The sequence below is a fragment of the Paenibacillus sp. RRE4 genome (genome assembly GCF_031844205.1).
In the GTDB taxonomy this organism is placed as follows: domain Bacteria; phylum Bacillota; class Bacilli; order Paenibacillales; family Paenibacillaceae; genus Paenibacillus; species Paenibacillus xylanexedens_B.
Genome location: NZ_JAUZUT010000005.1, coordinates 206,126 through 231,496, shown reverse-complemented (window position 1 = coordinate 231,496; position 25,371 = coordinate 206,126). Strand labels below are relative to the sequence as shown.

Sequence of the window (25,371 nt, the reverse complement as noted above, 5' to 3'; positions counted from 1 at the left end):
ACCCGTGTCATCCATTAACACCATTATAACGAGCCATGGTGATAATGGAATACACGTTTCGGACTAACATCTTACATATTTGCGTTTGAAACCTAGCTGATTGCGGTCCAGCGCCTTTTGAATATTGCCCAGAGCACTGATCTGCTTGCTTTTCGGCTTGTCCACTTCAAGTGGACCAATCCTTTTGGCCGTTTCCACCGCTACCTCATGTAGCGGAACGTAAGACATGGCAACCGTATAGATAAATAGATTCATGGCTATTTTTGCACGTTCAGGCGCACTGTGTATCGTTTTTTCTACCTGCTCAAGCATCTGTCTAAGTTTACTTTCCTCAAATTCGGTATCCTTACGGCTACCTAGAAGCCAGCAGTAACAACTCCATCCGCCGGACATTCGCAGCTCTTCTCCGCTCGCAATCCAGGTGTCTGCAACCTCCTGGGCAATATCTGTCTCCGCTAAAGTTACGGCAACGATATAATCGGATACCATGTAGAAATACGCCGCATCCATCCAGCGATCAAAATCGGCGTGGGTCATCGCTTTCGGGTCAGCAATCACACCTGCAAAATACATCGCATCATAGTTACCTGTTGCATACAACTGTTCTGCGAGCGGCTGATTTTTCTTGATTTGCTTCGCCATCGGTTTCATCGCCCCCGTCGCAACACCAAACACGGGTTCATGCGCACCATTAGAGAGATATATTTTTTTCGTGCGTTCTTTTCCCAGAGCCTCAAGCTCTTGCATAACCTCGTTTACATTCATGTGAGCAGCTCCTTTTGTAAGGATTATGTGTACACGGACACTCCGATGACATCTGTGTAAACTGAATCCGTTTAGTCTCATCGTAATTAAAGTCAACTTGCGCTATACATAGCTTCAAGTTCTGACATAACTTTTTATTAGTCTAGCACATGAGGCCGTGTGTCCATACATGCAACATTTAATACTTAACGCAAAATGTGTTGGCACCACAAAAAGCCCAAGGCTTATAGCGTGTGTGCTACAGGTCATGAGCTTTTTTTGTGTCAAAACTAATCATTTTCACGGTCGATTTGATGACAGAACAATCTTTCCAAATATTGATGTTACACCGATGTCTGCGCTCCGATCCGGGTAATGATTGTATCAAATGGAGCGATATGCAGTGTCTGCATCCCATGCTCCGTGTCAATCGTCGTCGTCTGCGCCTGATCACTGTTGTTGATCACAACCAGCTTGCCACTCTCGGGATAATACGCACACTCCGTATACACATTATCCGTAGTATACTTGGTATGATGTTGTTCATTACCGGCGAAGCGGATCAGATTCAGCAGCAGTCTGGCATTTGCCCAATTAAACTCAAACGAAGACAGATAGATCCCTTTTCCTTTGCCAAAAGCATGTACAGACAGCGCAATGTCCCCTTCCGTTTCCAGCACCACCTCGGCCGTTCCATCGGTCAGATAACGTTGCGGCTTGCCCTTCACTGTCGCCCCTTCTGGCACAAGCTCATGCCGATCCTGCACATCATAGGCCCACTTTCCATGCACTACACGCGCACCTGTGTCCTCATCCACCCCAAGTACATGCGCCATTCGGAAAAAGGTATCATAACCTTCCACCGCCGACGGCTGGTTGATGCCAATGAATGTGCCTCCGTCATGCACCCAACGGGTGAGCTGATCCACACATGCCGTGTCATGCCAGTGCTCGCCACCGCTCCATGCCGAACCTGCTCTGCCAGCGTTAATAACCACATCCACCTCGTTCAGCACGCCTTGGCGAATATCTTCAAAATCGATAAACCTTACATCTACTGGCAATCCAGATAACGCCTCATTCACATGAATCAGATCATGCATATACGTCTCATGGAAATGCCCCGACAACGTCCAGGATCTCAATTGGCCCCAGCTATGGAGCACAGCCACACGCGTCTGAAGCCGCGCAGGTTTGCCTGCCTGGTGCAACGCTTTGATCTCCCTGAACTCATCCGCGACCTTCTCGATATATTCCACAAAATCAGGATAAGGCTCTACCAAATGCAGATATCCGCCCAGCCCGATTCGGTCAATCTTCTCACGCAGGAGCGCGCGCCGAATGTTAATCCAGTAGTTTTTGGCGTCAAGCGTTGGGTTTCCGCCCTCCTTAAAGGTAGGTAATCCACCTAACCCAACGGGGAACAGATAGGGATGAAGGCGAATTTCATGTGTTTCAGCCTTGACGCCTGAACACATTCTGGCCTCATAGCCAGAGAACACACATTTGATCATGCCATCGAAGCCAAACTCTTCAAAGCGGTCGTTGTAAGGCTCCATGCCTACCCAGCTATCATCATAGAATACGTAAGCCAGCTTGCCATGGCGATGCACGATATCAATCAATTTTCTGCCAAAATCAATGACAAAATCATTGATAAATGCCATCCAGTCCAGCTTTCGTTGTCCCGCAGGCATATGGCTGACCTGGTACTTTCCACCATTCACAAAGTCCTCTGCCGTGAGTGCATAGCCATATTTTTCAGCAAATAAATCAAGCCCTCTTGAACTCACCGTGAAATCGTAGGAACCCCAATCCGAGAACAGATGGCGGTTGCGCTCATCACTGCCCCAAATCCAGGCAAAATTATAGAAAAGCGACGTGAAACGAACAACCGTTGTTTCGGGGTGAGCAAGACACCATTTTTCCATCCAATCCAATAGATACGTTTGTGTATCCACATACATGGGATCGATCTGCATCAGGTGTTCTTTGTCCCAGTTGTTCGTTGTGTGATTATACATGGAGATCTCTTCCCAGATGCGATAGACCATGAAACTTACCGTGTATTTGTGCCAAGGGGTAATGCCGGTAATGACTACGTTCCCGGATTCCCTTTCGTAATTCCACTGCGTTCTCGGTACTTCCTGTCCGGTCGTTCGGTCGTACACCTGCCAATATGTCAACGCTTCCTTCGAATCGTTCACCTTGAATTGTTCGGCAAAAAAGTCCTCCATCAGGTAGATGGAGATATAATCCTGCACGGCTACCTTCGGCTGGGTAATCAGAAAACATTGCTGGAGCTTATCCTGGTTCCTTGATGCCCACTCATTATGATCCCGAATGATGCAGATCGTCGAATAAATGCCGTATCCGGCCTGTATGATCTCACCCGACAGCTTTGTCCCGTCACTGTCCCTTATGACATCAGCTCCCCACCGCTGAGCCAGCTCCAGCGTCAGTGCTTCATAACCGGATTCTCCTGGTAACGTGAAAGAGCCTTTGGTTGATTTCGGCAATATGTTCACTCTCCTTGTCGCAACATATCCGACAGAAATGCCAGTGCCAGTCCCTGACCCCAGCCTTGGATCCAATCTTTCGGAATGTTACGGTACCCATCGCGATCTTTCATCACAGCTGTTCCGCCGGAGACCCCGAGTACACGTCCATCCTCGCTGATGTGGTTCAAAATACCTCTGAGCGCCTTTTGCACATATTTCGTATGCAATGGGTTGCCGTTATTAATCATGGCCGCTGCAATACCGCACGATGCTGAAACTTCCTCATACGATTCCGCATCATCCAGTACGGTGCGCCACAAGCCATCCTCCGTCTGCAACAACTTGAGAGCCGCAAGTTGATCACGCAAGGAACATTCAACGTCCATACATTGCGGATACAAGTACCACTCTTTGAGTTGCGGTTTGACCTGTGACATCGTATAAGCTCCCCATGCATTCGCCCTTCCCCAGTAAAAGCCGGACATGTGATCCTTGTTCACGTTGTTATAACCGTGATACCACAGGCCTGTGCTCGGATCTTGCAAGTATTTGATATGCCAGTAATATTGATTCAGCGCATCCTGTATCATCGCTTCGTCCTTCAGCTTGCTACCCACTCGGAGCAGGAAAAAAGCCGCCATAAACAGCGTATCTGCCCAGGCCTGTTCAGGAAAATCATTCGCTGTTGATACCGTATGCTGTAACACCCGATCGCCAAAGCGGAGCGCATGATTTTGCAAATAATCCACTTTGCTCATGACGGTATCCCAATACTTCTGATCGCCTGTCTCTTCGTATAACGTGATCAGCACATGTCCCATCGCACATGTATTCACCGTCCAGCTTGGCAAGCCGAGCTCTATATATTCATCCGCCCACTTCACCAGCCTGTCCAAAATCTCCTGGTCACCTGTCGTTTGGTAAGCTCTCGATACTCCGTAATAGGCTACGCCGCAGGGCCAATCCCACGTTAAATCCATATCCAGTGTTTTTCTCGTTACGTTCTGAATGACGTTTAAAATTTGTTCACGGTCGTATTTCACTTGCAGCATTGAAATTCCCCTCTCCTGCGCACACTCCTCAAATTGAGTTTAAGAAGTGACCGTCCTGTGATGTAAACGCTTTACTTATTTCATTGTAAGCAGTAAAATAGTTTGCATCTAAGCATATTCGTAACAAAACTGCGCAATTTCGATCATTTATAATCCGACGAATAGGAGCAGCCGGACATGCCCAAACCGAAAAAACCTGTTATTGAATACCGCCATTACAGCCTGCCCATAGACTTTCCTGTGCTGCTGCTCAGCGGGGAGCGCTGGAAAATCTCTGATATGAAGAGTGAGCACCTTCATTTCCATAATCATATGGAGATTGGCATCTGCTACTCCGATGGAGGTGTAATGGAGATCAAGGGAGAGAACGTGCCTTTCCGAGCCGGAGATGTTACCTTCCTGCCTCGTTACCTGCCCCATACGACATACAGTTCACCTAATACCGCAAGCAGGTGGGCCTACCTCTTTTTTTCGCCGGAGGAACTGTTCCAGCACTCCCTAAAAACACCTCAGAGTCACATGGAGCCCAATCTCCGGGCTATTCAACCAAGCCGTTGTGTATTACATAAAGATCAATATCCGAAGGTGTATATGCTGGCGACATCGATTGTGGAGGAAATACAGCGGCAAACCCCGTTCTATCGAGAGAGTGCGTATGGATTGTTAATGTCGCTGTACATTGAGTTACTACGCATTCATGCCATCGATGAGAACGGGCTTAGCCGTGAGCAGAAGCTGGAGCGAGAACAGATACGGGAAACGGAAAGGCAAAGCCGTCAGCCTGATCTGGTTATATCCCCTGCTCTGGAACATATCACGAGGAATTATATGATGCCGGTGACGATTGACGAGCTTGCAGATCTGTGTCATCTGAGCACCACCCATTTTCGCCGCAAGTTCCTTGAGATTATGGGTACGACCCCTCTTGATTTTCTAAACAGTACACGCGTAGAGGAGGCTTGCAAACGATTAAAAAGTACCGATGCCTCTGTGCTCTCGATTTCCGAGCAAGTCGGTTTCAGGTCCATTTCCAGCTTCAACCGTTGCTTCGCCAGATTAATGGGTGAGTCCCCGAAGGCTTGGCGCACCGGTGCTCACATGGAAACACAATCAGCCAAAGCATCTATTTTGGCATTCACAGGCTGGGTCTAAGCTACATAAAAAAATCCCGAAAGTCATTGAAGACTTCCGGGATTTTTTAATTTGTTCTTATGACTAACTCCATGTCGTAATTCAAATCTGCAAACGAATCTTTAGATCAGGTCAGACTGCTGCAGTAGTCTTCTCAGAATGGTCGCTGTCTCGGCTCTTGTGATCGACTGCAACGGTGCAATCGTATTCGAACCGCGTCCCGTTACTAGTCCCGTGTGGACACTGGCTGCGGCTGCTTCCTTCGCCCAGTCGGCTACTTGTTCTGCATCTGCGAAGCTGGACAACTGCTGCACAGCATCAGCAGTCACCTGACTGTCCAGTCCTGTCACTTTCATGGCTCGTGCAATCAGGGTCATCGCTTCCTGACGGGTAATCTGCTCTTGTGGACGGAATGTGCCGTCTTCATAGCCGCCAATCAGACCATATTCAGAAGCAGTCTTCACAACATCCGCAAACCAGTCTTCATCATTCACATCGCGGAAGCCATTGCTTCCTTCACCCGGCTTCAGACCCAGTGCGCGTACGACGATGGCTGCGAATTCGGCTCGTGTAATGTTGCGATCTGGTTCGAAAGTGCTGTCTGATACGCCGCTCACGATCATACGTGAGCTCATATCGTTTACTGCTGTATTACTCCAGTGGTTAGCCACATCCGTGAAGGATTGAGGATAGTACACAATGCTATACGTACTGTTGGTCAGGCTGTTAATCTGCGCATAATATACGCCGTTCATTATTATAATCTTCGTTGGTACATGACGAACGCTACCATCCTTATCAATGACGACACCTGTTGTCATTTGGCTTGGAGCAATGTTAGCCGGAAGAGTAATCGTACGCTCTACGTAGCTACTGAATTTATTTACAGGTGTGGTGTTACCGTTATAGCTGGCATTTACGTTGAATTCCACAGGTGTTCCGACCAGCGTATATCCAGCTTGCTGTGAAACGGATTTCGCTGCTTGTAACGTCGTTGGATCTACTTGAGCAATCTCTACTTGAAGCTTGATGCTCTCAAGGGAGTCGTTACTATTCAACTTAAGCTGTTCCGCCACGCTACCAATCCGAATCTGACTTGCTGGTAGCGTGTAGCTTGCTGTATCAGTCTGGAGTACCAACACCGCTTGCTTATCTTCCATAAGCTTCACCGTCTGTCCATTCAGCTCACCGATAATTACACCTGCATTCGCGCTATTACTGCCCGTAACAGGAATCGTAATTACACTGCCCGCTGCTTCGGTATTCAGCTTTTGGGCGATCGCTTCCGCATTCACAGAGATCGTCACGACCCGTTGCCCATTCACTGTCGAATTCATTAAGGTTCCCGCTGACTGTGCCTGGCCGTTCACCAGTACCTGAACGTTACTGCTGGTATTGTTATTGGTGACTGGTGAGGTAACGCCTCCACCTCCGTTACTTGCTCCACCTGTTCCAGTATTGCCAGTACCGTTATCTTCATTACTGCGAGTAATGATTAATGTATAAGTCTTCTTGGTGTTGCCATTCGGAGCAGTCACCTCGATTGTTACTGTATTTCGTCCGTTAGCGAGCGAAATATCTGCACTTTTTCCACTCGTACCATTGATCTTAACGCTCGCACCCTCCTGAACAGAAGTGACACTAACCACTAAGGAGCGGGTTGAACTGCTCACGCTTGCTGTATAATGCTCCACATCCGGGCTGAAGACCGGAGATAACATACCACTAGTCAATGTCAGACCACCCAGGTCGGCATTGTTACTAGGCTCACTGAGACGTTTTACGATCAGATTGTAAGTGTTGCTGTTGCCGTCCTCTGCTGTCACCTTAATCTGTACAGTATTCAAGCCTGTCATCAGGTTAGAAGCCGTATAGGAATACACATCATCGGTAACGGATTGCTCGGTTGCTCCAGTGACACTGATTGTCTGGCTGGTCTCTGTCTTGGAGAAGGAGAAGTCCAGACTGGTTACTTCCGGAGCTACTTCCACTTGGTAATTCCGCTCTTCTGGCGAGAAGGCTGGAGATAATGTACCGCTATTCAGTGTAAGACCACCCAGTTGGGTGTTGTTACTAGGTTCGCCGAGACGTTTCACGCTCAGGTTATAGGTATTACTGTTGCCATCCTCGGCCGTCACTTTGATCTGTACAGGGTTCAAGCCTGTCATCAGATTAGAAGCCGTATAGGAATACACATCATCGGTAACGGATTGCTCGGTTGCTCCAGTGACACTGATTGTCTGGCTGGTCTCTGCCTTGGAGAAGGAGAAGTCCAGACTGGTTACTTCCGGAGCTACTTCCACTTGGTAATCCAACGCTGTTGACGAGAAGCCTGGCTCCAGAGTGCCTTGACCTACATTCAGGCTGGACAGTGTAGCATTCTCGGACTGCCACTTGGCATATAGAGTAAGATCACTAGTCACAGGTGACTCAAAATCATAGGCCTGCATAAGCTCGATATCTGTGTACCAACCGAAGAACTTGTATCCATCTCTACTCGGTGGCGATGGCTCTGTTGCCTTAAGATTATGTCCGACTGACTGCGACAAGATTGAGGTACCTCCGTTCGTGACGAAGGTGACATCTGAATTCCCAATTCCCCATTGCGCATAGAGCGTAACGTCAGCGCCGTTAATGTTGAAGGTATCATTCGGACTGTAGTCCGTGCCTGTTCCATCTGCTGCTGTATTCCAGTGTAAGAAGGTATAGCCTTCTTTCTCCATATTTCCGGTGTTTCCAGATACTGTAACAAGGGGAGACAGCGTAGAGTAGCCCTGCATGTCTACAGGCACACTTCCTGACTCATGGCCATTGCCGTTGTAGCTTACGTTATACTGATTGACCAGCGACTTTACGGTTATTTTCTGACTAGCTGATTGGTCCCCGTAAGCGACATATGGAATGTTATTGGAGTCCAGAGCAAACGATACATACTGCACTTGACCACCATTAGAAACTCCTGAGAAGGCACCTCCACCTACCGATTGCCACTGATTCCCGACTAGCTTTTTGACAACTCCAAAAGGCGGCTGTACAAACACGGTTCCATTGTCACTATAAGCAACATATGGAGTTCCTTCAGAATCGAAAGCCAGTGTGTTGTCTCTAGTAGCGTTAACAGAAATGCCACCACTGTTTCCAACGTTCTCCCATTGGGTACCTGTGAATTTTAGTACAGTAGTTTTATAAGAATTGTCTTGATTTGTAAAAGCAACATAAGGAACGTTGTTGGGAGCGATTGCGATCGCATGGTTCGATGATTGACCCGCTGTGAGTTTAGCTGCCCCCACGTAATTCCATGCTGTTCCGTTGAACTTTTTAACGGACAGTTTATAGCTGTCTGTTCCGTCACTATAGACCACATACGGAGTGTTCTGTGAATCCAGAGCGAGAGCCATTTCATTGGCAAAGCCTGAACTCACCCACGTTCCCACGTTAGACCACACGTTATTCGCGAATTTGATGACTCTAGCTTTAGCCTGGTTCGGGTGGTCTCTATAAAGAACATAGGGATTATCCGCGGAGTCGAATGCGATCTGCATCATGTTCGCTGCTCCTGGTGAGATATTGTTAACCCCTACATATTCCCATTGACCAGCAATAAATCTCTTAACTCCCAGCTTTAAGTCGTTGGCTACATCCTGGTAAACAAGGTATGGCGTACCTTGCTTATCAATGCCAAGGAACAACTCATTGGCTTCTCCCGACGAGACTCCAGTGTTTCCTACAGTTTGCCACTGACCGTTCACAAATTTCTTTACTACTGCTTTACCAGAGTCCCCAGCATCTTTATAAGCAACATAAGGAGTATTCTGTGGGTCTACCGCTACGGAGTTGTATTCAGCTCGTCCAGTACTAATACCTGGGGCACCTAAAGACGCCCAGGTCTCGGTGGCTGCGTAAGCATGGTCTCCTCCCCAATTATGAAATCCGGGGATACCGCTCAAGACTAATAAAAAGGTGAGTATCATGGATAAAGCTTTTTTGGCATTCAGATTCTTGCTCATGTTCTACTTCCTTTCTAAGTTTGATTTGTGAATCAAAAACACTTAAAGATTTGTGTAGATAACCACTGAACAAAGCCATCTTTTTAACACTGCTTCATAAGTAACTGCACTCTACAAACCGGGCTACTGTAAGTACACCAATCATTAAGTTCCGACAACACCATGTTGTGATTTACATCTCCATACCTTCAGTCCCATAAGTCTATAGTTGCGCTAAGATAGGTCTTTCGATGCTTTCACTAGATTCTTTCGACATATCACACACTCGAATTATACAAAACTACAATAAACAAAAAATAAACAAAGAATTTTGTCGATATTGAATTGCACCCCCTGGGGATATCCGCTACAATGCCGATAGAATACTAGAGATGATTGGTAATCTCCCAAAGGAGTAGCAAAACGTGCTCATACGAATTTCAGGTGTTGTTCTCACTGTGATACTTGCTGTTATGTTGCTGGTTCTATCCACGGCTAGAGAACCGCAAGCTGCCGCGCTCCATGCACGTCAGGGTATTCTGGATCTATCCACCTGGAACCCGAAGATTGAAGATCGCATCAGGCTTGACGGTGAATGGGAATTTTATTGGAAGAAGCTATTACCCGTTCCGGCCCATACCGCGGATCAAAAACAACAAGGAACACAAGCATCCCCTGATACTTATGCAGAGGTTCCTGGTACTTGGGGACCCGTTCAGATAGGGGATAAACGATTACCTTCCTACGGTTTTGCTACATATCGGCTTGTCCTGCGAAATACACCTGTTGAAGGCACTCTTGCCATCAAGAAAAGCAATATTCGCTTTGCCAGCGAAATTTACGTCAATGGCACCAAACTGATGGAAGACGGACAAGCCGTGGAAAAAAATGCAGGATACCGGGCAGGCAATTCGCCGCAAATCGGATTTTTCCCGTATCATGGCGGTGATATTGAAATACTGGTTCGGGTCGCCAACTATGACTATCCGAATGCAGGCATCTCGGGTCCGCTTTTTTTTGGCGAACAGGCTGCCATGCTAAAAAGCCATCAGAATCGCATAGCTATTGAACTGGCAACTATGGCTGTACTGGCTACCATATCCATCATTTTTCTCATCAGTTATTTGGGATCTGCCCTATATCGAAACCGGGATGACTCTCTGCTACTGCTCGGCCTTGTATGCCTGTTGTATGCCCTCTACAATGGCATGATCAGTGAAAGAGTACTGGCGGCAGCAAGCACAGAGCTTTCATTCAGTACGTTATATAAATTAAAAGATTTTTGCTCCGTTGCCTGTCTTGGCTTGTTGATTTTTTATTTCTACCGTTTCAGAACAGGCATGTTCTCGGGGGCAATTATCTCTGTAACGCTATTTATTTTTGGGGCTTATATCTGCCTGCTCGCACTCTTTCCTATCTCCGCATACGGGTTAATCGCACCTTATGTTATCGGACTGTATACATTGATTCTGCTATGGCTTCTGGTGCAATGTGCTTTGCGGTTTGTGCTCAGCGAGCAGGGAGAACGCTTGTCGAGCTTTCTATGGTATGCAGCCATGCTCTGTATTACGCTGTACTGTCTGGATATCAACCTATTCTCCATTTCACTCAAAGAAAATGTCAATATCGGACAGGTATGTATCGTACTATTCAGCATCCTGATGCTGTTTTTAGCTGTCCTGCGATTTTTCGAGGCTTACCTTACGGTTCGATCTCTAAAGGATCAGCTTCTCTTGCTGGATCAGGTCAAGGATGATTTTCTATCCAATACGTCTCATGAGCTTAAAACACCGCTCAATGCTATCGTTAATATTAGTGAAAGTCTGCTCAAGGGTTCGGAAGGCCCGCTCACCGATGAACAAGCACATAATCTGGCGATTGTGACGGGCAGTGGCAGGCGTTTGACGTACCTAGTGGATGAACTGCTGGACTATTCCAAAATGAAGCATGGGGACATCTCGTTGCACCGTTCAGCCACAGACCTGTCCTCCTATGTCGAATCAGTGTTGCGCATGCACTCTTTCCTGCTCGGTACAAAAAAAGTGGAACTGATCAACAACATCCCAGCCTATTTCCCGGCCATTTATGCGGATGGGAATCGGCTTGTTCAGATTCTGCACAATCTGATCGGTAATGCCATCAAGTTCACGGAGCAGGGCTCGGTCCGAATCAGCGCTTCCCTCGTTCTGGGAAAAGCAGAACTGCGCATTAGCGATACGGGACGCGGCATCAGCCCGGGCAAGTTGGAACATATCTTCCTGCCATTTGAACAGGAAGCAGACGCGGGGCCTATGGTTGCCGGAGGCACGGGTCTGGGTCTGAGCATCACGCGCAAGCTTGTTGAGATGCACGGTGGAACCATTCACGCCGAATCAACGCTGGGGCGAGGCGCCACATTTATTTTGACGTTCCCACTGGCCGAAGGAAAAAAAGATAAACGACCCAACGTGACGCCTTTCAGCATGGCGCCTACGGTTTCGGGAAATCGAGCATTGAATTATGAAGAACCTGTCATTATGCAAGGGATGAGGAATGAGTGGATTCTCGTGGTTGACGATGATGCAGCCAATCTGCAAACCATCGTGAGTCTGCTGAAGCTGGAAGGGTACAGTTATGCCGTTACATCCCGTTCTCAATCGGTAATGATGTTGCTAGACAAACTTCCTGCTGTGCATCTGGTGATTGCCGATATCATGATGCCAGGCATATCAGGTTATGAATTGCTTGATCGAATTCGGGAGCGCTTCTCTCCTTCCGAACTCCCTGTGCTCATGCTGACCGCAGGCAATAAAGCTCATCAATTAAAGCTTGCGCTGGAGAAAGGTGCCAACGATTTTGTATCCAAGCCTTTTGAGTCGGAGGAATTGCTTGCACGGATCGGCGGTCTAACCCGGATGAAAACATCTGTCCAGGCTGCACGTAATGCCGAAATTTCCTTCTTACGATCCCAGATTAATCCACACTTTCTGTATAACGCCTTGAATGCCATTGCCGAATTATGTGTGGATGCGCCAGATGAGGCAGAACGATTAATTTTACAATTATCCAGTTATTTGCGAGGCAGTGTGCACTTCAAGCATCTGGATTCCAAAACCAGTCTGGAGAACGAGTTGGGCATGATTGAGGCCTATGTAGCAATTGAACAGGCACGCTTCGGATCAAGGCTCGAAGTCATTATTGATGTGGATGCAGATGTGGATCGAACTATGCATATTCCGCCGCTGATTCTGCAGCCCTTGATCGAAAATGCGATTCGGCACGGTCTAATGTCCCGTGTTGGCGGCGGCCGTGTAATGCTCTCTATTCGCAATCTGAGTGAAACGGAAACCAGATTTACGATTGAAGATAACGGCATGGGTATGACGAAGCAGAAAATGAAAGAGATCCGGCAGGTCGCTGACGGCAGCTCAGGTGTCGGTTTATGGAATATTTCCAGCAGACTCAAACTGCTGTACAACAGGGATTTTCGGATGGAAAGCCACGATGGAGAAGGAACCCGCATCACGCTCGATCTTCCCATACAACACCAGAGCATGAAGGGTAACGGGGGGTACATTACATGATAAAAGTAATTATCGTAGACGATGAGGATCTATCGCTCAAACGACTAAAACGGATCTTGACTGAAAGTGGGGCCATTGAGGTATGCGAAGTATTCCATGATCCGGAGAAGGCTTGCGAATATGCGGCAAATCACAGTTTTGATGCTGCTTTTCTGGATATTACGATGCCGCGAATCTCGGGAATGCAACTGATCGGCGAATTGCGCAAGCATCATGCTTCCCTCCCGATTGTACTGGTCACAGGATATGAGGAATATGCCGTACAAGCTTTTGAAAAAGAAGTGATCGACTATATCATCAAACCTGTGACAGCGGAACGTGTAAGCCGTACGATTCAACGCTTGCAGCAGCTTCTCCGTAACAACGCAATCTCTCTCGATCCGGTCTCACCGCCCCCTCGCCTGACTGTGCGGCTGTTCGGTGAATTTACAGTACATGACGGAGCAGATGCAGAGAGTCCTGTGAAGCTGCGAACACCCAAAACGGAAGAATTGCTCGCTTTCCTGTTATGTGCCAAATCGACGAGCCGTGATGCACTGGCGGATACGTTATGGAAAGACCTCAGTCCGCAGAAAGCCTGGACTAATATCAACTCAACGCTCTACTACGTCAGGCGTGCGGTTGGAGATAACAGCGATGTTCCTCTGATTCAGAAGGATCGCAACGGGATTCGGATTGACCGGGACTCCATCGATTGTGATCTGTATGAGTTTGAAGCGTTATTCCGCCAGATCCGTCAAGCTTCAACCTATTCACCTGAGATGTTCGAACGAATAGACACCTTGTATCGGGGTGAGCTTTTGAAAGGGCGGCATTATGAATGGGCACTCACATGGTCAAGACAGCTCGAGATGGACTTCATCACAATGATGGAAACGGCTGCTCATTATCATATCCAGCAAAAGCAACCGCTTCGTGCACTGCATTATTTCGATCGCATCCTGCAGATTGATTCAATCCGGGAAGATATTCACCGCGAAAAAATCGTGATCTATCTTTCGCTTGGTCGGCGGACTGAAGCCCAGTGGCAATACCAGCTTCTCGAGGAATTGCTTCACGAGGAGCTTGGTTCCCGCCCGGCAGCCGATATCCAGCTGTTGTTGCGCCAATCTTAACTGAGACAGAAACAAAGACAGGGACAGACCTAACACAACAAAGCCCAAGCTTGGCGGAATGACCGCAAGCTTGGGCTTTTGAATGTTTAAGCTGAATCCGTTTTTATCTAGCTTAGTAGAGTTTAATCGACGTTTGAAGTTTAAGTTACAGATTCTCCGTAGCCAGCGTGAATCCCTCAATCACCGCATCTTCATCCACTTCAATCATAATACAGCGTCTTCCCTGATAGTTAACCTGTCTCACATATTTGAGATCCTGCGGACTGATCGAGATGGTCGCCACCTTGGTATCAATCTTGATCGACTTGGAAGTGTACTTCGGCATCACACTGTTTGCCTTCAGCTCATAGTTTTTGTTGTCGACGATTGTTTCGAATGCACGTTCCACCTTCTCGGTGGTCAATTCTTCTACGCCGCTGGCTGTGAGAAGACGCTCCACATCTTTATAATCCAGTTTTGGCGGTTCTTCCTCATGGGATTCCTCGTTCACTTCAATAACCCGATTGATCTCTTCGTATACATGAGCCAGCGTAGTGGCATCCATCTGCTCACCTGTGATCTCTTTGACGATATCCTCGAATATCGCCCGCTCCTCCAAAGCTGTAACCGAACGTTCCCCATTCAGCACATTTTCAACAAAATGAGGGTCCGGGAAATTGGATTTGCCCGTGCAGTACAGCACACGGTTTACGTCCGAATAGTTGTCCGTCACGCTTGGATACAGGAATCCCTGCTCCGGCGTGCTTAATTTGATGATCGGATCAACGATGATATTATACTTGAATTCCCGCTCTACGTAGTCAAAGAGAAGCGTCTTACGCTGTTTCTCGGTGGAATTCACACTGCACAGGATAAAGGGATGGGCGAAGACTTCGTTTCTCTCACTCTCTTCCGCTTCATCATTTCTAGCCTTCGTTGGCAGATAATACTGCCCTTTAATAAACGTAACCACCATATCCCGTTCATACTTTGCATCAGCCATCATACGATCGACGAGCAGCAGCATCAGATCCTGCCACTCATCCGGGTCACCTGTGACGAGTGCCTGGTGAAGCATCACCTGTGCCGGTTCCTCCGCCTCTTCCTGGAATTTCAGTTCGAACAGTTTCTGATCCAGTTCACCTGTCAGCAATTTTTTGAAATTGCCCATGTATAACTCTTGCTTCTCCCGATCCACCAGTTCAAACGGATGGCGTTCCCAGTGATAAACTTCATTGGTTTCTTTCGTAATATAGACATTCAGGATGTCGTAAATGTTCAGCAGGTCATGATCCAGCTTGAATTGTTTGCGAATGTGCGCGACTTCTTTTTTATTCATGATTCGTTAGACAACTCCTCAAGTAAATTGGCTTTACAAGTATAAACGATAAAAAAAAGCTTCGCCAGAAGGAGGTTTAATGTTAGTGGTCCTGTACGGATCACTAAACAACATTTGTCCATGTCCAAGCAACGTCAGGCTATGGTTGAAATGTTCTTAATCCGTTAAGTTCATGAGAGTTAGTAACTCCACTCACTACATGAAAAAATGGCGTTTTGTCATTTTCAATAAACGGTTTGAGAAAGGAAGCGAGTCAGATCATGAGTATTAACACCAATGCAATGATGGGATTTGCCCCTGCGCTGGGCTGGAATTCATGGAATACGTTTACGTGGGACATCAATGAGCAATTGATTCGGGATGTTGCCGATGTGTTTGTAACGGAAGGATACCGGGACGCCGGGTACGAGTACATTGTCATTGACGATTGCTGGAGCCTGAAGGAGCGGGATGCGGACGGCAATCTGGTCGTAGACCCTGCCAAATTCCCGAGTGGAATGAAGGCGCTTGCAGATTATATTCACGACAAAGGTCTGAAGTTTGGCATGTACTCCTGTGTCGGTACACATACTTGTGCCGGATATCCAGGCAGCTTCGAGCATGAATTTCAGGATGCGGCATTATTCGCCAAGTGGGGCGTGGATTATTTAAAATATGACTACTGCTTCAAGCCGCGCCATATCTCTGGCGAATTGTTATACAAACGCATGAGTCTTGCGCTCAAAAACTGCGGCCGCGAGATTCTTTTCTCCGCTTGCAACTGGGGAGAGGACAATGTCTACGAATGGATTCGCGAATCAGGAGCGCATATGTACCGTTCCACCGGGGATATTCGCGATAACTGGGACTCGGTTAAAGAGCTGGCTCTTTCACAGCTCGGAAAACAAAGCTATACGGGTTCTTTCTGCCACAACGACATGGATATGCTCATTGTTGGCATGTACGGCGGAAGTAACAATGACTTTATTGGCAGCATTGGCGGCTGCAACGATATTGAATACAAAACCCATTTCTCCCTCTGGTCGATGATGGGTTCACCGCTTATGATTGGGTGTGATGTGCGCAAAGCCAATCAGGTCACCAAGGACATTTTGCTAAACCCCGATCTGCTTGCCATTAATCAGGACGCAGAGGCACGCGGGGCTTACCGCATCAAACCTGAGCCGCAGTGGTTCCATACCGATGATGTATTCATGCTGGTGAAGGTGCTTACGGACGGTGATCTGGCGATTGGTTTCTTCAACCTGAGCGACAGCCAGCGCGAACTGTCCCTGCAATTCTGGGATATGGGACTGCCTTACGCATCAGGTTACTCCCTGTCCCTCTATGACTGCTGGGAGCACAAGGAACTCGGTGTATTCCGCGAGCGTTATGCGCCCGTCGTAGCGGCCCATGATTGTCTCGTTGTGCGAGCCAAACTGGTGAAATAAATGGCACACAGCCGGTTGTGCACAACCTGTCAGGTTCCGCTCACTTCCGACGATGTCGGTATCTATCTGAAATTGGTCTCGCTAACAGCCCGGCAATTTGTCTGCATTGATTGTCTTGGCGTGAAGCTGAATTGCGGGCGGGAGCCGATCGAGAAGCTCATTCGTTACTTCCGCGAGTCAGGGAACTGTGCTCTTTTTCGTTAAAAGGTATACAATGCTTGTTCCCTAACGACCTGCTCTTTTCTGGTGCAACATCATATAGGCAGTGGGCGTGTATGCTGTTGCCTTTTTGAATACTCTGGAAAAATAAAGCGGATCATTATATCCCACCGAATAAGCTATGGATTGAATGGATAATTGAGATGACTCAAGGAGCTCGCAGGCACGCCGGATACGACATGCCGTGATGTACGTTGATACCGATTGACCTGTAGCTTCCTTGAACTTGCGGAACAGGTAACTTCGCTCCAGATTTACGGCCTGTACAATTTCCGCCACCGTCAAGGACGATTGCCAGTAATTTTGCTCGATATAGGTTCTTGCCATCCACACGTCATCTCTACTCTCTGCCTGCTTCTCGTTCGGAAAAAACTCCATGTAATAGGAAAGTAACAGCTGCAAACGTGCATCCGCTCTTAGGACTTCACCAGGTGATGATCCTGCATTCCAGGCCAGATGAAACCACGGCGCCATCGTTTTCGGAGCAACTGGGAGTACAGGATGCCGCACCGATAGTTGTATCAAATCTACGATTCGCCCCGCGTCTCTTCCGTTGAACTCGACCCATACATACTCCCACGGGTCAGCCGGGTCGGGGTAGTAATAGATTTCTTTTTGCGGAAAAATGATAAAGCTCTCCCCGGCACCCAGCCGATAATGCTGGCCTCCGGTTTCCAATGTGCCCTGCCCTCGAATGATGAAGTGTAGCGCATAGACGTCACGTACGCCGGGTCCCCACTGATGAAGATTTACAGGTTTGTGTCCGCCGCTGATAAAATAAATCTGGCTCGCCCTGCTCCCGTCTCGCCATAATGAGTCCACTTCCAGCACCTCCATTCGTGATATCAGTCATTATATATGATTATGAGGGGTTCTTGGTTTAATTTCGATGCTGGAAACAACGTTCCAAGTTGCTTATGATAGAGAAAGAAGACACATCACCCAGCATAATTGTAAGCGCAACCAAACATCTTGGATCGACATACATTAACGATGTTCAATTCAGAGAGGAGAATGTTGTGTTGCTTAGAACTGTTACGGTCGAAAATGGTCAAGTTCAGGGACTGCCTGCCGCAGATCCACGTATTACAAGCTTTAAAGGTATTCCATTCGCCGCGCCCCCTGTAGGCCGGAATCGCTGGCGTGCACCACAGCCTGCTTCCGATTGGGATGGTGTACTGCAAGCCTTTGATTTTGCGCCAACCTCCATGCAGGCACCAACCGTCATTGATGATAATAACATCTACACAAGGGAATGGGCGGTTGATCCCGACCTGCCGATGAATGAGGATTGTCTGTATTTAAATGTGTGGACACCTGCCAAACGAACCGATGAGAAGCTGCCTGTATTTGTCTGGTATTTCGGTGGTGGGCTCCAAGTCGGTCACACGGCCGAGATGGAATTCGACGGTGAACGCATTGCACGCAGAGGCATTGTGGTTGTGACCATCAATTACCGCTTGAATGCGTTTGGTTTCCTGTGCCATCCAGAGATCAGTACGGAGTCACCGCACGCACCAGCGAATTTCGGACATCTGGATCAGCAGGCAGGAACAGCGTGGGTGAAGCGTAACATTGCCGCGTTCGGAGGTGACCCGGATCAGATTACAATCGGGGGACAGTCTGCTGGCGGTGGCAGTGTTCTTAGTCAGATGACCTCTCCGCAAAACAAAGGCTTATTTCAGCGAGCTGTGATCATGAGCGGTATAGCAACAGAGTTGTATCCGAACGTTCCTGTGCCTGCTGTTCGCAGTACGCTACGGGATGCCGAGCAGAAAGGCGTTGAGTTTTTCCGTTTTCTGGGGGTAGCTTCACTGGAGGAAGCAAGGCAGCTGGACGCCATCACTTTACGGGATAAAATTCTGGAATATCGGAGCTTCTGGGGAACGGTCATTGATGATCAGTTCTGTATAGGTGATCCGTTCACCCGTTTCATGCAACATAAGCGTGAACTTGTTCCTGTCATGCTTGGACATACATCCTCCGAGTTCTGGACCAAGCCTGCGGTAAACAGTGCGGAGGAACTGAAACAGATGGCTACAGAGCTATTTGGCGAGGATGCTCCTGCCTTCTTAGAGCGATGTGAAGCCGATAAAGGCGATCTGGATCATGCCTTACAGCGGGCTTCTGTGCGCATGATTGAACATGCGATTCAGCTTGTAATCCGTTCTAATAGCGGTCATCCGTCGGAGACGCCGCTCTATTATTATAATTTCGACGCTGAGATTCCCGGCTGGGATCAGCCGGGCACGTTCCATTCCGTCGACCTGTGGTTCTTTTTTGAGACACTGGCCAAATGCTGGCGCCCTTTCACGGGTAAACATTATGATCTCGCACGCCAGATGTGTAATTATCTATCGAATTTCATTGCGACAGGTGATCCTAATGGCTTGGATTCCACCGGTAAACCTCTACCCTACTGGATTCCGAGCAGTACTGAACAGCCGTATCGCATGGAATTTACGGATCAGGCACAGTTGCAGCTAGCGGAGCCCGAACCTGTGCTTGAATTGGTGATTGAATACTTTTTCAAAAAGCAAAATGAACCTGTGGTTTAATAAATGTAGCATTACTCCTCTGAATAGGCTGTGCGGTGGCGCATGGCCCTCTTCTTTCAGAGCCGATTATCTTAGTGGAGACATCACTTTTGCTAGGAAATTGGTCTACTAAATTTACAAAAAAATCACATAATCAATAGACTATCCCTATTCTACCATGGTAAAATTAATCATATTACTCCACTTTAGATAGAGGTATAACATATGATTATTTCACATAACTTAGCGGCTACTAGTGCACATAGGAGAAATCAAGAAAACGCCCGTAACAGCTCTAGCCACCTACAGAAACTATCTTCTGGGCAAAGAATTGATCGTGCGTCTGATGATGCAGCAGGACTAGCAATATCCGAGAAAATGAGAGGACAGATTCGGGGACTTGACCAAGCAAATCGAAACATACAGGATGGGATTTCTCTTGTTCAAACAGCAGAAGGTGGACTGCAAGAAATTTCAGCTATTTTACAAAGACAGAGAGAGCTGGTTGTTCAGGGTCTAAATGATACATACACCACTAACGATCGTCAGATGATTGAAAGTGAGATCAAAGAGCTTACGAATGAAATAAACCACATTTCCCAAGGCACAAGCTATAACACCATAAACTTGTTGGCAAGAGATGATTATGAAATACTGGCGGATCGTTCAATTTCTAGTACAAATACTTCCCTTACTGAGCCGCCTACAATTCCAATCATACAGAAAACTGTAGTTTATGCACCCTCTGGGACACCCCCAGAAGCAAGACACCTGATCAGCCATTCTAATACGTCATCTACAACTCAGACGCATACAAACACAAATGTAATTACTCCGATAACCTCGCAGGATTCGAGACAAGGTTACAACGAGTATAGTGTAGATACGTATACAACAACTAAAACAGATACAGAGCGTTCAGTATATGAAACGTTAGCACCTACAACCGATCTGCAATATTCAGCACCAGACTACTGGCATGCTTCGGGAACGAATACAACTTGGTTTGGGCCCAAAACGTTAGGTCGTGTTTATGGCACGATGAGTGAGAATGTAGAAGTCGATGGCATGATGCAACCAGTGCAGTATACATCTAGAAGCAATGCCGGTACAGTTCCGGCTTGGGATCATATGTGGTTTCCAAATAGCGAGGTATCGATAAAAAGAATCCGGACTATACTTCCAGATCATTCGATGCAAATCGAATATATAATTAATAACGGAAATCCAACGGATACGAATTTAAAGCTAAGTAACCTAGTTAACCCGCCTGATAATTCAGTGATGACAGATGCACATGGGCTACTTCTCCCCAATGGTGTAACATCCATTAATTCACCATCCGGGAATACTACATATATGATGACAGGAACGGAAGCAAATGCTAGTATTACGTTCGATGATTCACTCGGATCTCTATCACCAACCCAACTTGCTATTCATAATCCTGCAGGGGGACAACCTGCAATTAATTTTGATTGGGATGTTAACCTCCCTTCTCAATCAAGTTTAACATTTGCTTTCAAATACGGTCCTCTCTCATTAAATTTGGATGTATTTGAACGTACAACCGAAACAGAAGTCTCTACATGCATAGAAACAACTTCAAATGTCGAGATCAAAGACATAGACTATACCACACCGAAACTCACGGTCCAAGCCGGAGCAAATCAAGGGCAACATATGGATATCCCCTTATTCAACGTGCAGGCTGATGAGTTAGGCATTACAACGATGGGCTTGTTACCACCATCTATTAAAGAACAAGCATTATCTCGTGTAGACAAAGCCATCTCCAAAATTTCCAGTATTCGTGGAATATACGGTGCAATTCAAAATCGAATGGAACATGCATTAAACAATACAAGTAATGCTTCAGAGAATTTGAGTAATGCAGAATCTCGAATTAGAGATGCAGACATGGCCAAAGAAATGTTAGAGTATACAAAGTCAAATATTTTATTGCAGGCTGCACAAGCCATGCTCACACAATCGAATCAAACTCCTCAATCCGTTCTACAACTGCTCCACCAGTGAACAAAATGTAAGGGTGTCCCACAAGCCATTTATACGGCTATTGGGACACCCCCTTTTTGATCTTGGCTGCTTTCTAGTATACTCTTTGATGCTTAAATACTACGTTAAACGTTAATCCCACTCAAAGGCTCCGGTGTACAACTGATAGTACGTACCTTTCTCCGCTAACAATTGTTTGTGGTCCCCACGTTCCTTGATCTTGCCATGCTCCAGCACCATAATGGCATTGGAATTCCGCACGGTAGACAAACGGTGGGCGATCACAAATACGGTTCGGCCCTGCATCAGATTATCCATGCCCTTCTGAACCAAGGCTTCGGTACGTGTATCGATGGATGAAGTGGCTTCATCCAGAATCATGACAGGCGGACTCGCAATCGCTGCTCTGGCAATCGCCAGCAACTGGCTCTGCCCCTGTGACAGTCCATTCCCGTTACCATCCAGCCAGGTCTCATACCCGTCAGGCAGACGTTCAATAAAACTCGCCGCATACGACAGCTTCGCCGCCTGAATGACCTCATCGTCACTGGCCTCCAGCCTTCCGTAGCGAATATTCTCAGCGACCGTACCCGAGAACAGATGGGTATCCTGCAGTACAATTCCCAAGGAACGCCGCAAATCTGCTTTGCGAATACGCTGAATGTTAATGCCATCATAGATGATCTCGCCTTCTGTAATATCGTAAAAACGGTTCAGCAGGTTGGCAATCGTTGTTTTGCCCGCACCCGTGGCACCTACGAACGCAAGTTTCTGTCCAGGCATGGCATATAACGTAATATTCTGAAGCACCTGTTTCTTTCCGTCGTACGTAAAACTGACATCTTTAAACTCCACTTTACCTTTCAGAACAACACTTGTTCCGTCCTCCAGTTTCCATATCCATCCGGCCTGATCCTGATTTTTCTCTAACGTCACACGGCCTTCATCTGCTTCAGGCTGTTCATCCATTAGGTTAAAGATCCGCTGAGCCCCTGCAAGAGCTACAACAAACATGTTGACCTGCGAGGAGATCTCGGCAATGGGCATCGTAAAATTACGGGATAAACTTAAAAAAGCCGCGATAATTCCCAGACTCAGACCAGCGTTCCAGCCCGATATTGCCATAGCTCCGCCTGCAATGGCCACAAGTACGTAGATTAATGTGGCCAGATTCGCATTGATTGGCATGAGGATATTCGAATATTTGTTAGCTGTAGCCGAGTCGTCAAATAACCCATCATTCAGGCGGGCAAATTGCTCCATCGCTTTTTGCTCCCGACCGAACACCTGCACCACTTTTTGCCCATGAATAATCTCTTCAATATATCCATCTACCACACCAATCGATTCCTGTTGCCTGAAAAAGTGCTGGGTTGCCTTGGTACCCACAACTTTGGTAATCCAGAGCATGGCAAGTGCACCTAGTACAACCACGATCGTTAACGGCACATCCAGATATAACATTGTACCGAGAACGACCACAACGGTCACGACAGTGGATAACAACTGCGGCAATCCATCCGTCAGCATCATGTTCAGCGTGTCCACGTCGTTTGTGTAATGACTCATAATATCCCCGTGGGCTTTACGATCGAAATATTTAATCGGCAACTTCTGCATGTGATCGAATAAGCGGTCACGAATCCTCTTCATAATCTGCTGTGAGACGGTAATCATCAGCCGTTTTGAGACAAACGTGCTGATAACTCCAGCGACGTAGATTGCAGCCAGAATAACCAAAGCCTGTAACAAGGCGTCAAACACGGGGTTCTGATTCCCGAGCAGCGGCGTAATAAAGTCATCGATTAGCAATCGTAGAAAGGCCGCTGAAGCGACAGAGACGGCGGAACTCACCAGAACCAGAATCAGCGCTAGTGTCGTTCTGAATTTATAGTATTTAAAGTAGGCTAGCAGACGTTTTATCGTCCGACCATATTGAATGTTATCCATCCAGTGCTTCACCACCTTGCGTCTGTGTATAATAAGCCTCTTGATAAATTGTATTTCTGCCCAGTAGCTCCTGATGGGTTCCGATATCTACCATCTTGCCTTCATCCAGCACAACAATCTGATCGGCATCTTCCACAGATGCAATACGCTGGGCAATGATTATCTTGGTTGTATCCGGTATGCTTTCCTTGAAAACATTGCGGATTAACGCGTCGGTCCGTGTATCTACGGCACTGGTGGAATCGTCCAGAATCAGAATCTTCGGTTTTTTGAGCAAAGCTCTGGCAATACATAGCCTCTGTTTTTGCCCTCCCGAAACGTTCGTACCCCCTTGTGCCAAATGAGTGTCATATCCATCCGAAAACGTGGAAATAAACTCATGTGCCTGCGCCGCTTTGCACGCTTCAATCAACTCTTCATCAGCCGCATGTTCATTGCCCCAACGCAGATTCTCCTTAATCGTGCCTTCAAACAAGACGTTTTTTTGCAATACCATCGCGACCTGGCTACGAAGCAAACTTAAATCATACTCCTTCACATTGACTCCACTGACAAGCACTTCACCCTCACTGGCATCATACAGACGTGGAATCAGCTGTACCAAGGTGGATTTTGCACTGCCCGCAGCTCCAATAACACCAATCGTCTGTCCCGAAGCTATTCGCAGATTGATGCCAGACAGTGCATAATTCTCGGCTTTACCTGAGTAACGGAAGGACACATTGCGGAATTCGATCTCCCCGTTGTGCAGCTCTGCAACTGGCGATTCAGGGCTGGTAATGTCCGGCTGTTCACTTAACAGGTCATTAATCCGTCCCGCCGAAGCTCGGGCAATGGCAACCATAATAACAACCATGCCCAGGGTCATCAAACTCATTAGAATTTGCATGGAATACGCGAATACACTTGTAAGCTCCCCGGTAGTCATGTTTCCGCCCACAACCAGTTTGGCGCCAATCCATGAGATGATCAGCATCACGGCATATAGCACAATTTGCATCAGTGGGATTTCATACGACAGAATGCGTTCTGCCTTAACCATCTGTGCAAATATCCGCTGGGATACGGCTTGAAACTTGGATACCTCACGCTCTTCTCGCACATACGATTTCACAACCCTGATGCCGCGTACATTTTCCTGAACAACTTTATTGAGATCATCGTAACTATCAAAGGCCCGCTCAAAAATCGGAAAAGAATACTTCATGATGATGATCATGCCAATCGCCAGCACGGGTATAACAATCACGAACCATGTTGCGATGGATGGGCTGATGCGATACGTCATAATTGTTGCAAAAATCATCATCACCGGACTGCGGAAGGCAATCCGGATAATCATCAGAAATGCATTTTGCACATGCGTAATATCCGTAGTCAGCCTGGTGACGATGCCTGAAGTCGAGAATTTATCCATATTGGAGTACGACAGCTGCTGCACATGACGGAACAGGTCATAACGCAGATTTTTGCCAAATCCCGACATTGCGATCGCAGAATGTTTACCCGCCAACGCCCCGAAGACCAGAGACACGAGGGCAAACAACACCAGAATCAAGCCGTACTTGGTCACCTGATTCATCTGGCCCCCAGTGATTCCCTGATCAATTAATTCGGCCATAAACAGCGGGATAATGACTTCCATGGCCACTTCACCAAGTAAAAACAAAGGCGTCAGCCACGTATCTTTTTTATATTCTCGTACACTTTGCAGTAATTTCCTGACCATATGCATTCTCCTCATCTAAAATAAACACGCTGATCTGCCATCTAGAAGTAGATCGGCGCTCAGAACAGCTGTATTATAAA

At 47.3% G+C, this 25,371-nt stretch carries 15 protein-coding genes and 1 pseudogene; 8 read left to right on the top strand and 8 right to left on the bottom strand.

What is annotated here, in order from left to right; translation table 11 throughout:
- Positions 1-63 precede the first annotated feature (63 nt).
- From Q9R46_RS22130 to Q9R46_RS22120, 3 genes are all read right to left on the bottom strand, one after another.
- Positions 64-765 carry a DNA alkylation repair protein gene (locus Q9R46_RS22130; RefSeq protein WP_311281805.1) on the bottom strand — a complete coding sequence of 234 codons (702 nt, stop codon included), beginning with the start codon at positions 763-765 and terminating at the stop codon, positions 64-66.
- A 323-nt stretch (positions 766-1,088) separates the two neighbouring features.
- Positions 1,089-3,272 (bottom strand): 1,3-beta-galactosyl-N-acetylhexosamine phosphorylase, encoded by a 2,184-nt coding sequence (gene gnpA / locus Q9R46_RS22125; RefSeq protein WP_311281804.1) that lies wholly within the window; start codon positions 3,270-3,272, stop codon positions 1,089-1,091.
- Positions 3,269-4,297, bottom strand: a complete 1,029-nt coding sequence (locus Q9R46_RS22120; protein WP_145414639.1) for a glycoside hydrolase family 88/105 protein — start codon at positions 4,295-4,297, stop codon at positions 3,269-3,271. Before Q9R46_RS22120 ends, gnpA begins: the two co-directional genes overlap by 4 nt.
- A gap of 177 nt (positions 4,298-4,474) precedes the next feature.
- Between Q9R46_RS22120 and Q9R46_RS22115 the strand changes: the two genes are divergently transcribed.
- Positions 4,475-5,449, top strand: a complete 975-nt coding sequence (locus Q9R46_RS22115; RefSeq protein WP_311281803.1) for a helix-turn-helix domain-containing protein — start codon at positions 4,475-4,477, stop codon at positions 5,447-5,449.
- A gap of 101 nt (positions 5,450-5,550) precedes the next feature.
- Here the strand turns inward: Q9R46_RS22115 and Q9R46_RS22110 are convergent, their stop codons facing one another.
- Positions 5,551-9,435, bottom strand: a complete 3,885-nt coding sequence (locus Q9R46_RS22110) for an S-layer homology domain-containing protein (protein ID WP_311281802.1) — start codon at positions 9,433-9,435, stop codon at positions 5,551-5,553.
- A gap of 404 nt (positions 9,436-9,839) precedes the next feature.
- Between Q9R46_RS22110 and Q9R46_RS22105 the strand changes: the two genes are divergently transcribed.
- The gene (locus tag Q9R46_RS22105) at positions 9,840-12,977 is read left to right on the top strand and encodes an ATP-binding protein (protein ID WP_311281801.1); all 3,138 of its coding nucleotides are present in this window, start codon (positions 9,840-9,842) and stop codon (positions 12,975-12,977) included.
- A complete protein-coding gene (locus Q9R46_RS22100; protein WP_311281800.1) occupies positions 12,974-14,092 on the top strand; it encodes a response regulator in 1,119 nt (372 codons plus the stop codon). The genes Q9R46_RS22105 and Q9R46_RS22100 overlap by 4 nt, the downstream gene beginning before the upstream one ends.
- A 145-nt stretch (positions 14,093-14,237) precedes the next feature.
- Here the strand turns inward: Q9R46_RS22100 and Q9R46_RS22095 are convergent, their stop codons facing one another.
- A complete protein-coding gene (locus Q9R46_RS22095) occupies positions 14,238-15,410 on the bottom strand; it encodes a DUF4317 domain-containing protein (protein ID WP_145335670.1) in 1,173 nt (390 codons plus the stop codon).
- 260 nt (positions 15,411-15,670) lie between these two features.
- On the opposite strand from Q9R46_RS22095, the gene Q9R46_RS22090 reads away from it, so the two are divergent.
- Together Q9R46_RS22090 and Q9R46_RS22085 are read left to right on the top strand one after the other, a co-directional pair.
- The gene (locus Q9R46_RS22090; RefSeq protein WP_311281799.1) at positions 15,671-16,840 is read left to right on the top strand and encodes a glycoside hydrolase family 27 protein; all 1,170 of its coding nucleotides are present in this window, start codon (positions 15,671-15,673) and stop codon (positions 16,838-16,840) included.
- Positions 16,841-17,044: a hypothetical protein gene (locus Q9R46_RS22085; protein ID WP_145335677.1), complete on the top strand. Its 204-nt coding sequence runs from the start codon at positions 16,841-16,843 to the stop codon at positions 17,042-17,044.
- A gap of 21 nt (positions 17,045-17,065) precedes the next feature.
- Here Q9R46_RS22085 and Q9R46_RS22080 read toward each other — a convergent pair whose 3' ends face one another.
- Positions 17,066-17,881: a helix-turn-helix domain-containing protein gene (locus Q9R46_RS22080; RefSeq protein WP_311281798.1), complete on the bottom strand. Its 816-nt coding sequence runs from the start codon at positions 17,879-17,881 to the stop codon at positions 17,066-17,068.
- Between the two features lie 200 nt (positions 17,882-18,081).
- Here Q9R46_RS22080 and Q9R46_RS22075 point away from each other — a divergent pair, with 200 nt between their 5' ends.
- The 3 genes and pseudogenes from Q9R46_RS22075 to Q9R46_RS28620 all read left to right on the top strand — a co-directional run bounded on the left by Q9R46_RS22075 (position 18,082) and on the right by Q9R46_RS28620 (position 21,633).
- Entirely contained in the window at positions 18,082-19,617 is a 1,536-nt protein-coding gene (locus Q9R46_RS22075; RefSeq protein ID WP_311281797.1) for a carboxylesterase/lipase family protein, read from the top strand.
- 204 nt (positions 19,618-19,821) lie between these two features.
- Positions 19,822-20,220, top strand: a pseudogene (locus Q9R46_RS28625) (flagellin N-terminal helical domain-containing protein); the annotation flags it as partial.
- 1,110 nt (positions 20,221-21,330) lie between these two features.
- Positions 21,331-21,633: a flagellin gene (locus Q9R46_RS28620; RefSeq protein WP_397386402.1), complete on the top strand. Its 303-nt coding sequence runs from the start codon at positions 21,331-21,333 to the stop codon at positions 21,631-21,633.
- 111 nt (positions 21,634-21,744) lie between these two features.
- Here the strand turns inward: Q9R46_RS28620 and Q9R46_RS22065 are convergent, their stop codons facing one another.
- Both Q9R46_RS22065 and Q9R46_RS22060 read right to left on the bottom strand, forming a co-directional pair.
- Positions 21,745-23,562: an ABC transporter ATP-binding protein gene (locus tag Q9R46_RS22065; protein ID WP_311281795.1), complete on the bottom strand. Its 1,818-nt coding sequence runs from the start codon at positions 23,560-23,562 to the stop codon at positions 21,745-21,747.
- Entirely contained in the window at positions 23,555-25,291 is a 1,737-nt protein-coding gene (locus Q9R46_RS22060) for an ABC transporter ATP-binding protein (protein WP_311281794.1), read from the bottom strand. The genes Q9R46_RS22065 and Q9R46_RS22060 overlap by 8 nt, the downstream gene beginning before the upstream one ends.
- Positions 25,292-25,371 lie beyond the last annotated feature (80 nt).

What these genes read in the sequence shown, in the direction of transcription:
- Q9R46_RS22130 (WP_311281805.1), bottom strand. Translation starts at nt 765, where the DNA reads ATGAATGTAAACGAGGTTATGCAAGAGCTTGAGGCTCTGGGAAAAGAA.
- Q9R46_RS22120 (WP_145414639.1), bottom strand. Translation starts at nt 4,297, where the DNA reads ATGCTGCAAGTGAAATACGACCGTGAACAAATTTTAAACGTCATTCAG.
- Q9R46_RS22115 (WP_311281803.1), top strand. Translation starts at nt 4,475, where the DNA reads ATGCCCAAACCGAAAAAACCTGTTATTGAATACCGCCATTACAGCCTG.
- Q9R46_RS22110 (WP_311281802.1), bottom strand. Translation starts at nt 9,435, where the DNA reads ATGAGCAAGAATCTGAATGCCAAAAAAGCTTTATCCATGATACTCACC.
- Q9R46_RS22100 (WP_311281800.1), top strand. Translation starts at nt 12,974, where the DNA reads ATGATAAAAGTAATTATCGTAGACGATGAGGATCTATCGCTCAAACGA.
- Q9R46_RS22095 (WP_145335670.1), bottom strand. Translation starts at nt 15,410, where the DNA reads ATGAATAAAAAAGAAGTCGCGCACATTCGCAAACAATTCAAGCTGGAT.
- Q9R46_RS22090 (WP_311281799.1), top strand. Translation starts at nt 15,671, where the DNA reads ATGAGTATTAACACCAATGCAATGATGGGATTTGCCCCTGCGCTGGGC.
- Q9R46_RS22085 (WP_145335677.1), top strand. Translation starts at nt 16,841, where the DNA reads ATGGCACACAGCCGGTTGTGCACAACCTGTCAGGTTCCGCTCACTTCC.
- Q9R46_RS28620 (WP_397386402.1), top strand. Translation starts at nt 21,331, where the DNA reads ATGGGCTTGTTACCACCATCTATTAAAGAACAAGCATTATCTCGTGTA.
- Q9R46_RS22065 (WP_311281795.1), bottom strand. Translation starts at nt 23,562, where the DNA reads ATGGATAACATTCAATATGGTCGGACGATAAAACGTCTGCTAGCCTAC.
- Q9R46_RS22060 (WP_311281794.1), bottom strand. Translation starts at nt 25,291, where the DNA reads ATGGTCAGGAAATTACTGCAAAGTGTACGAGAATATAAAAAAGATACG.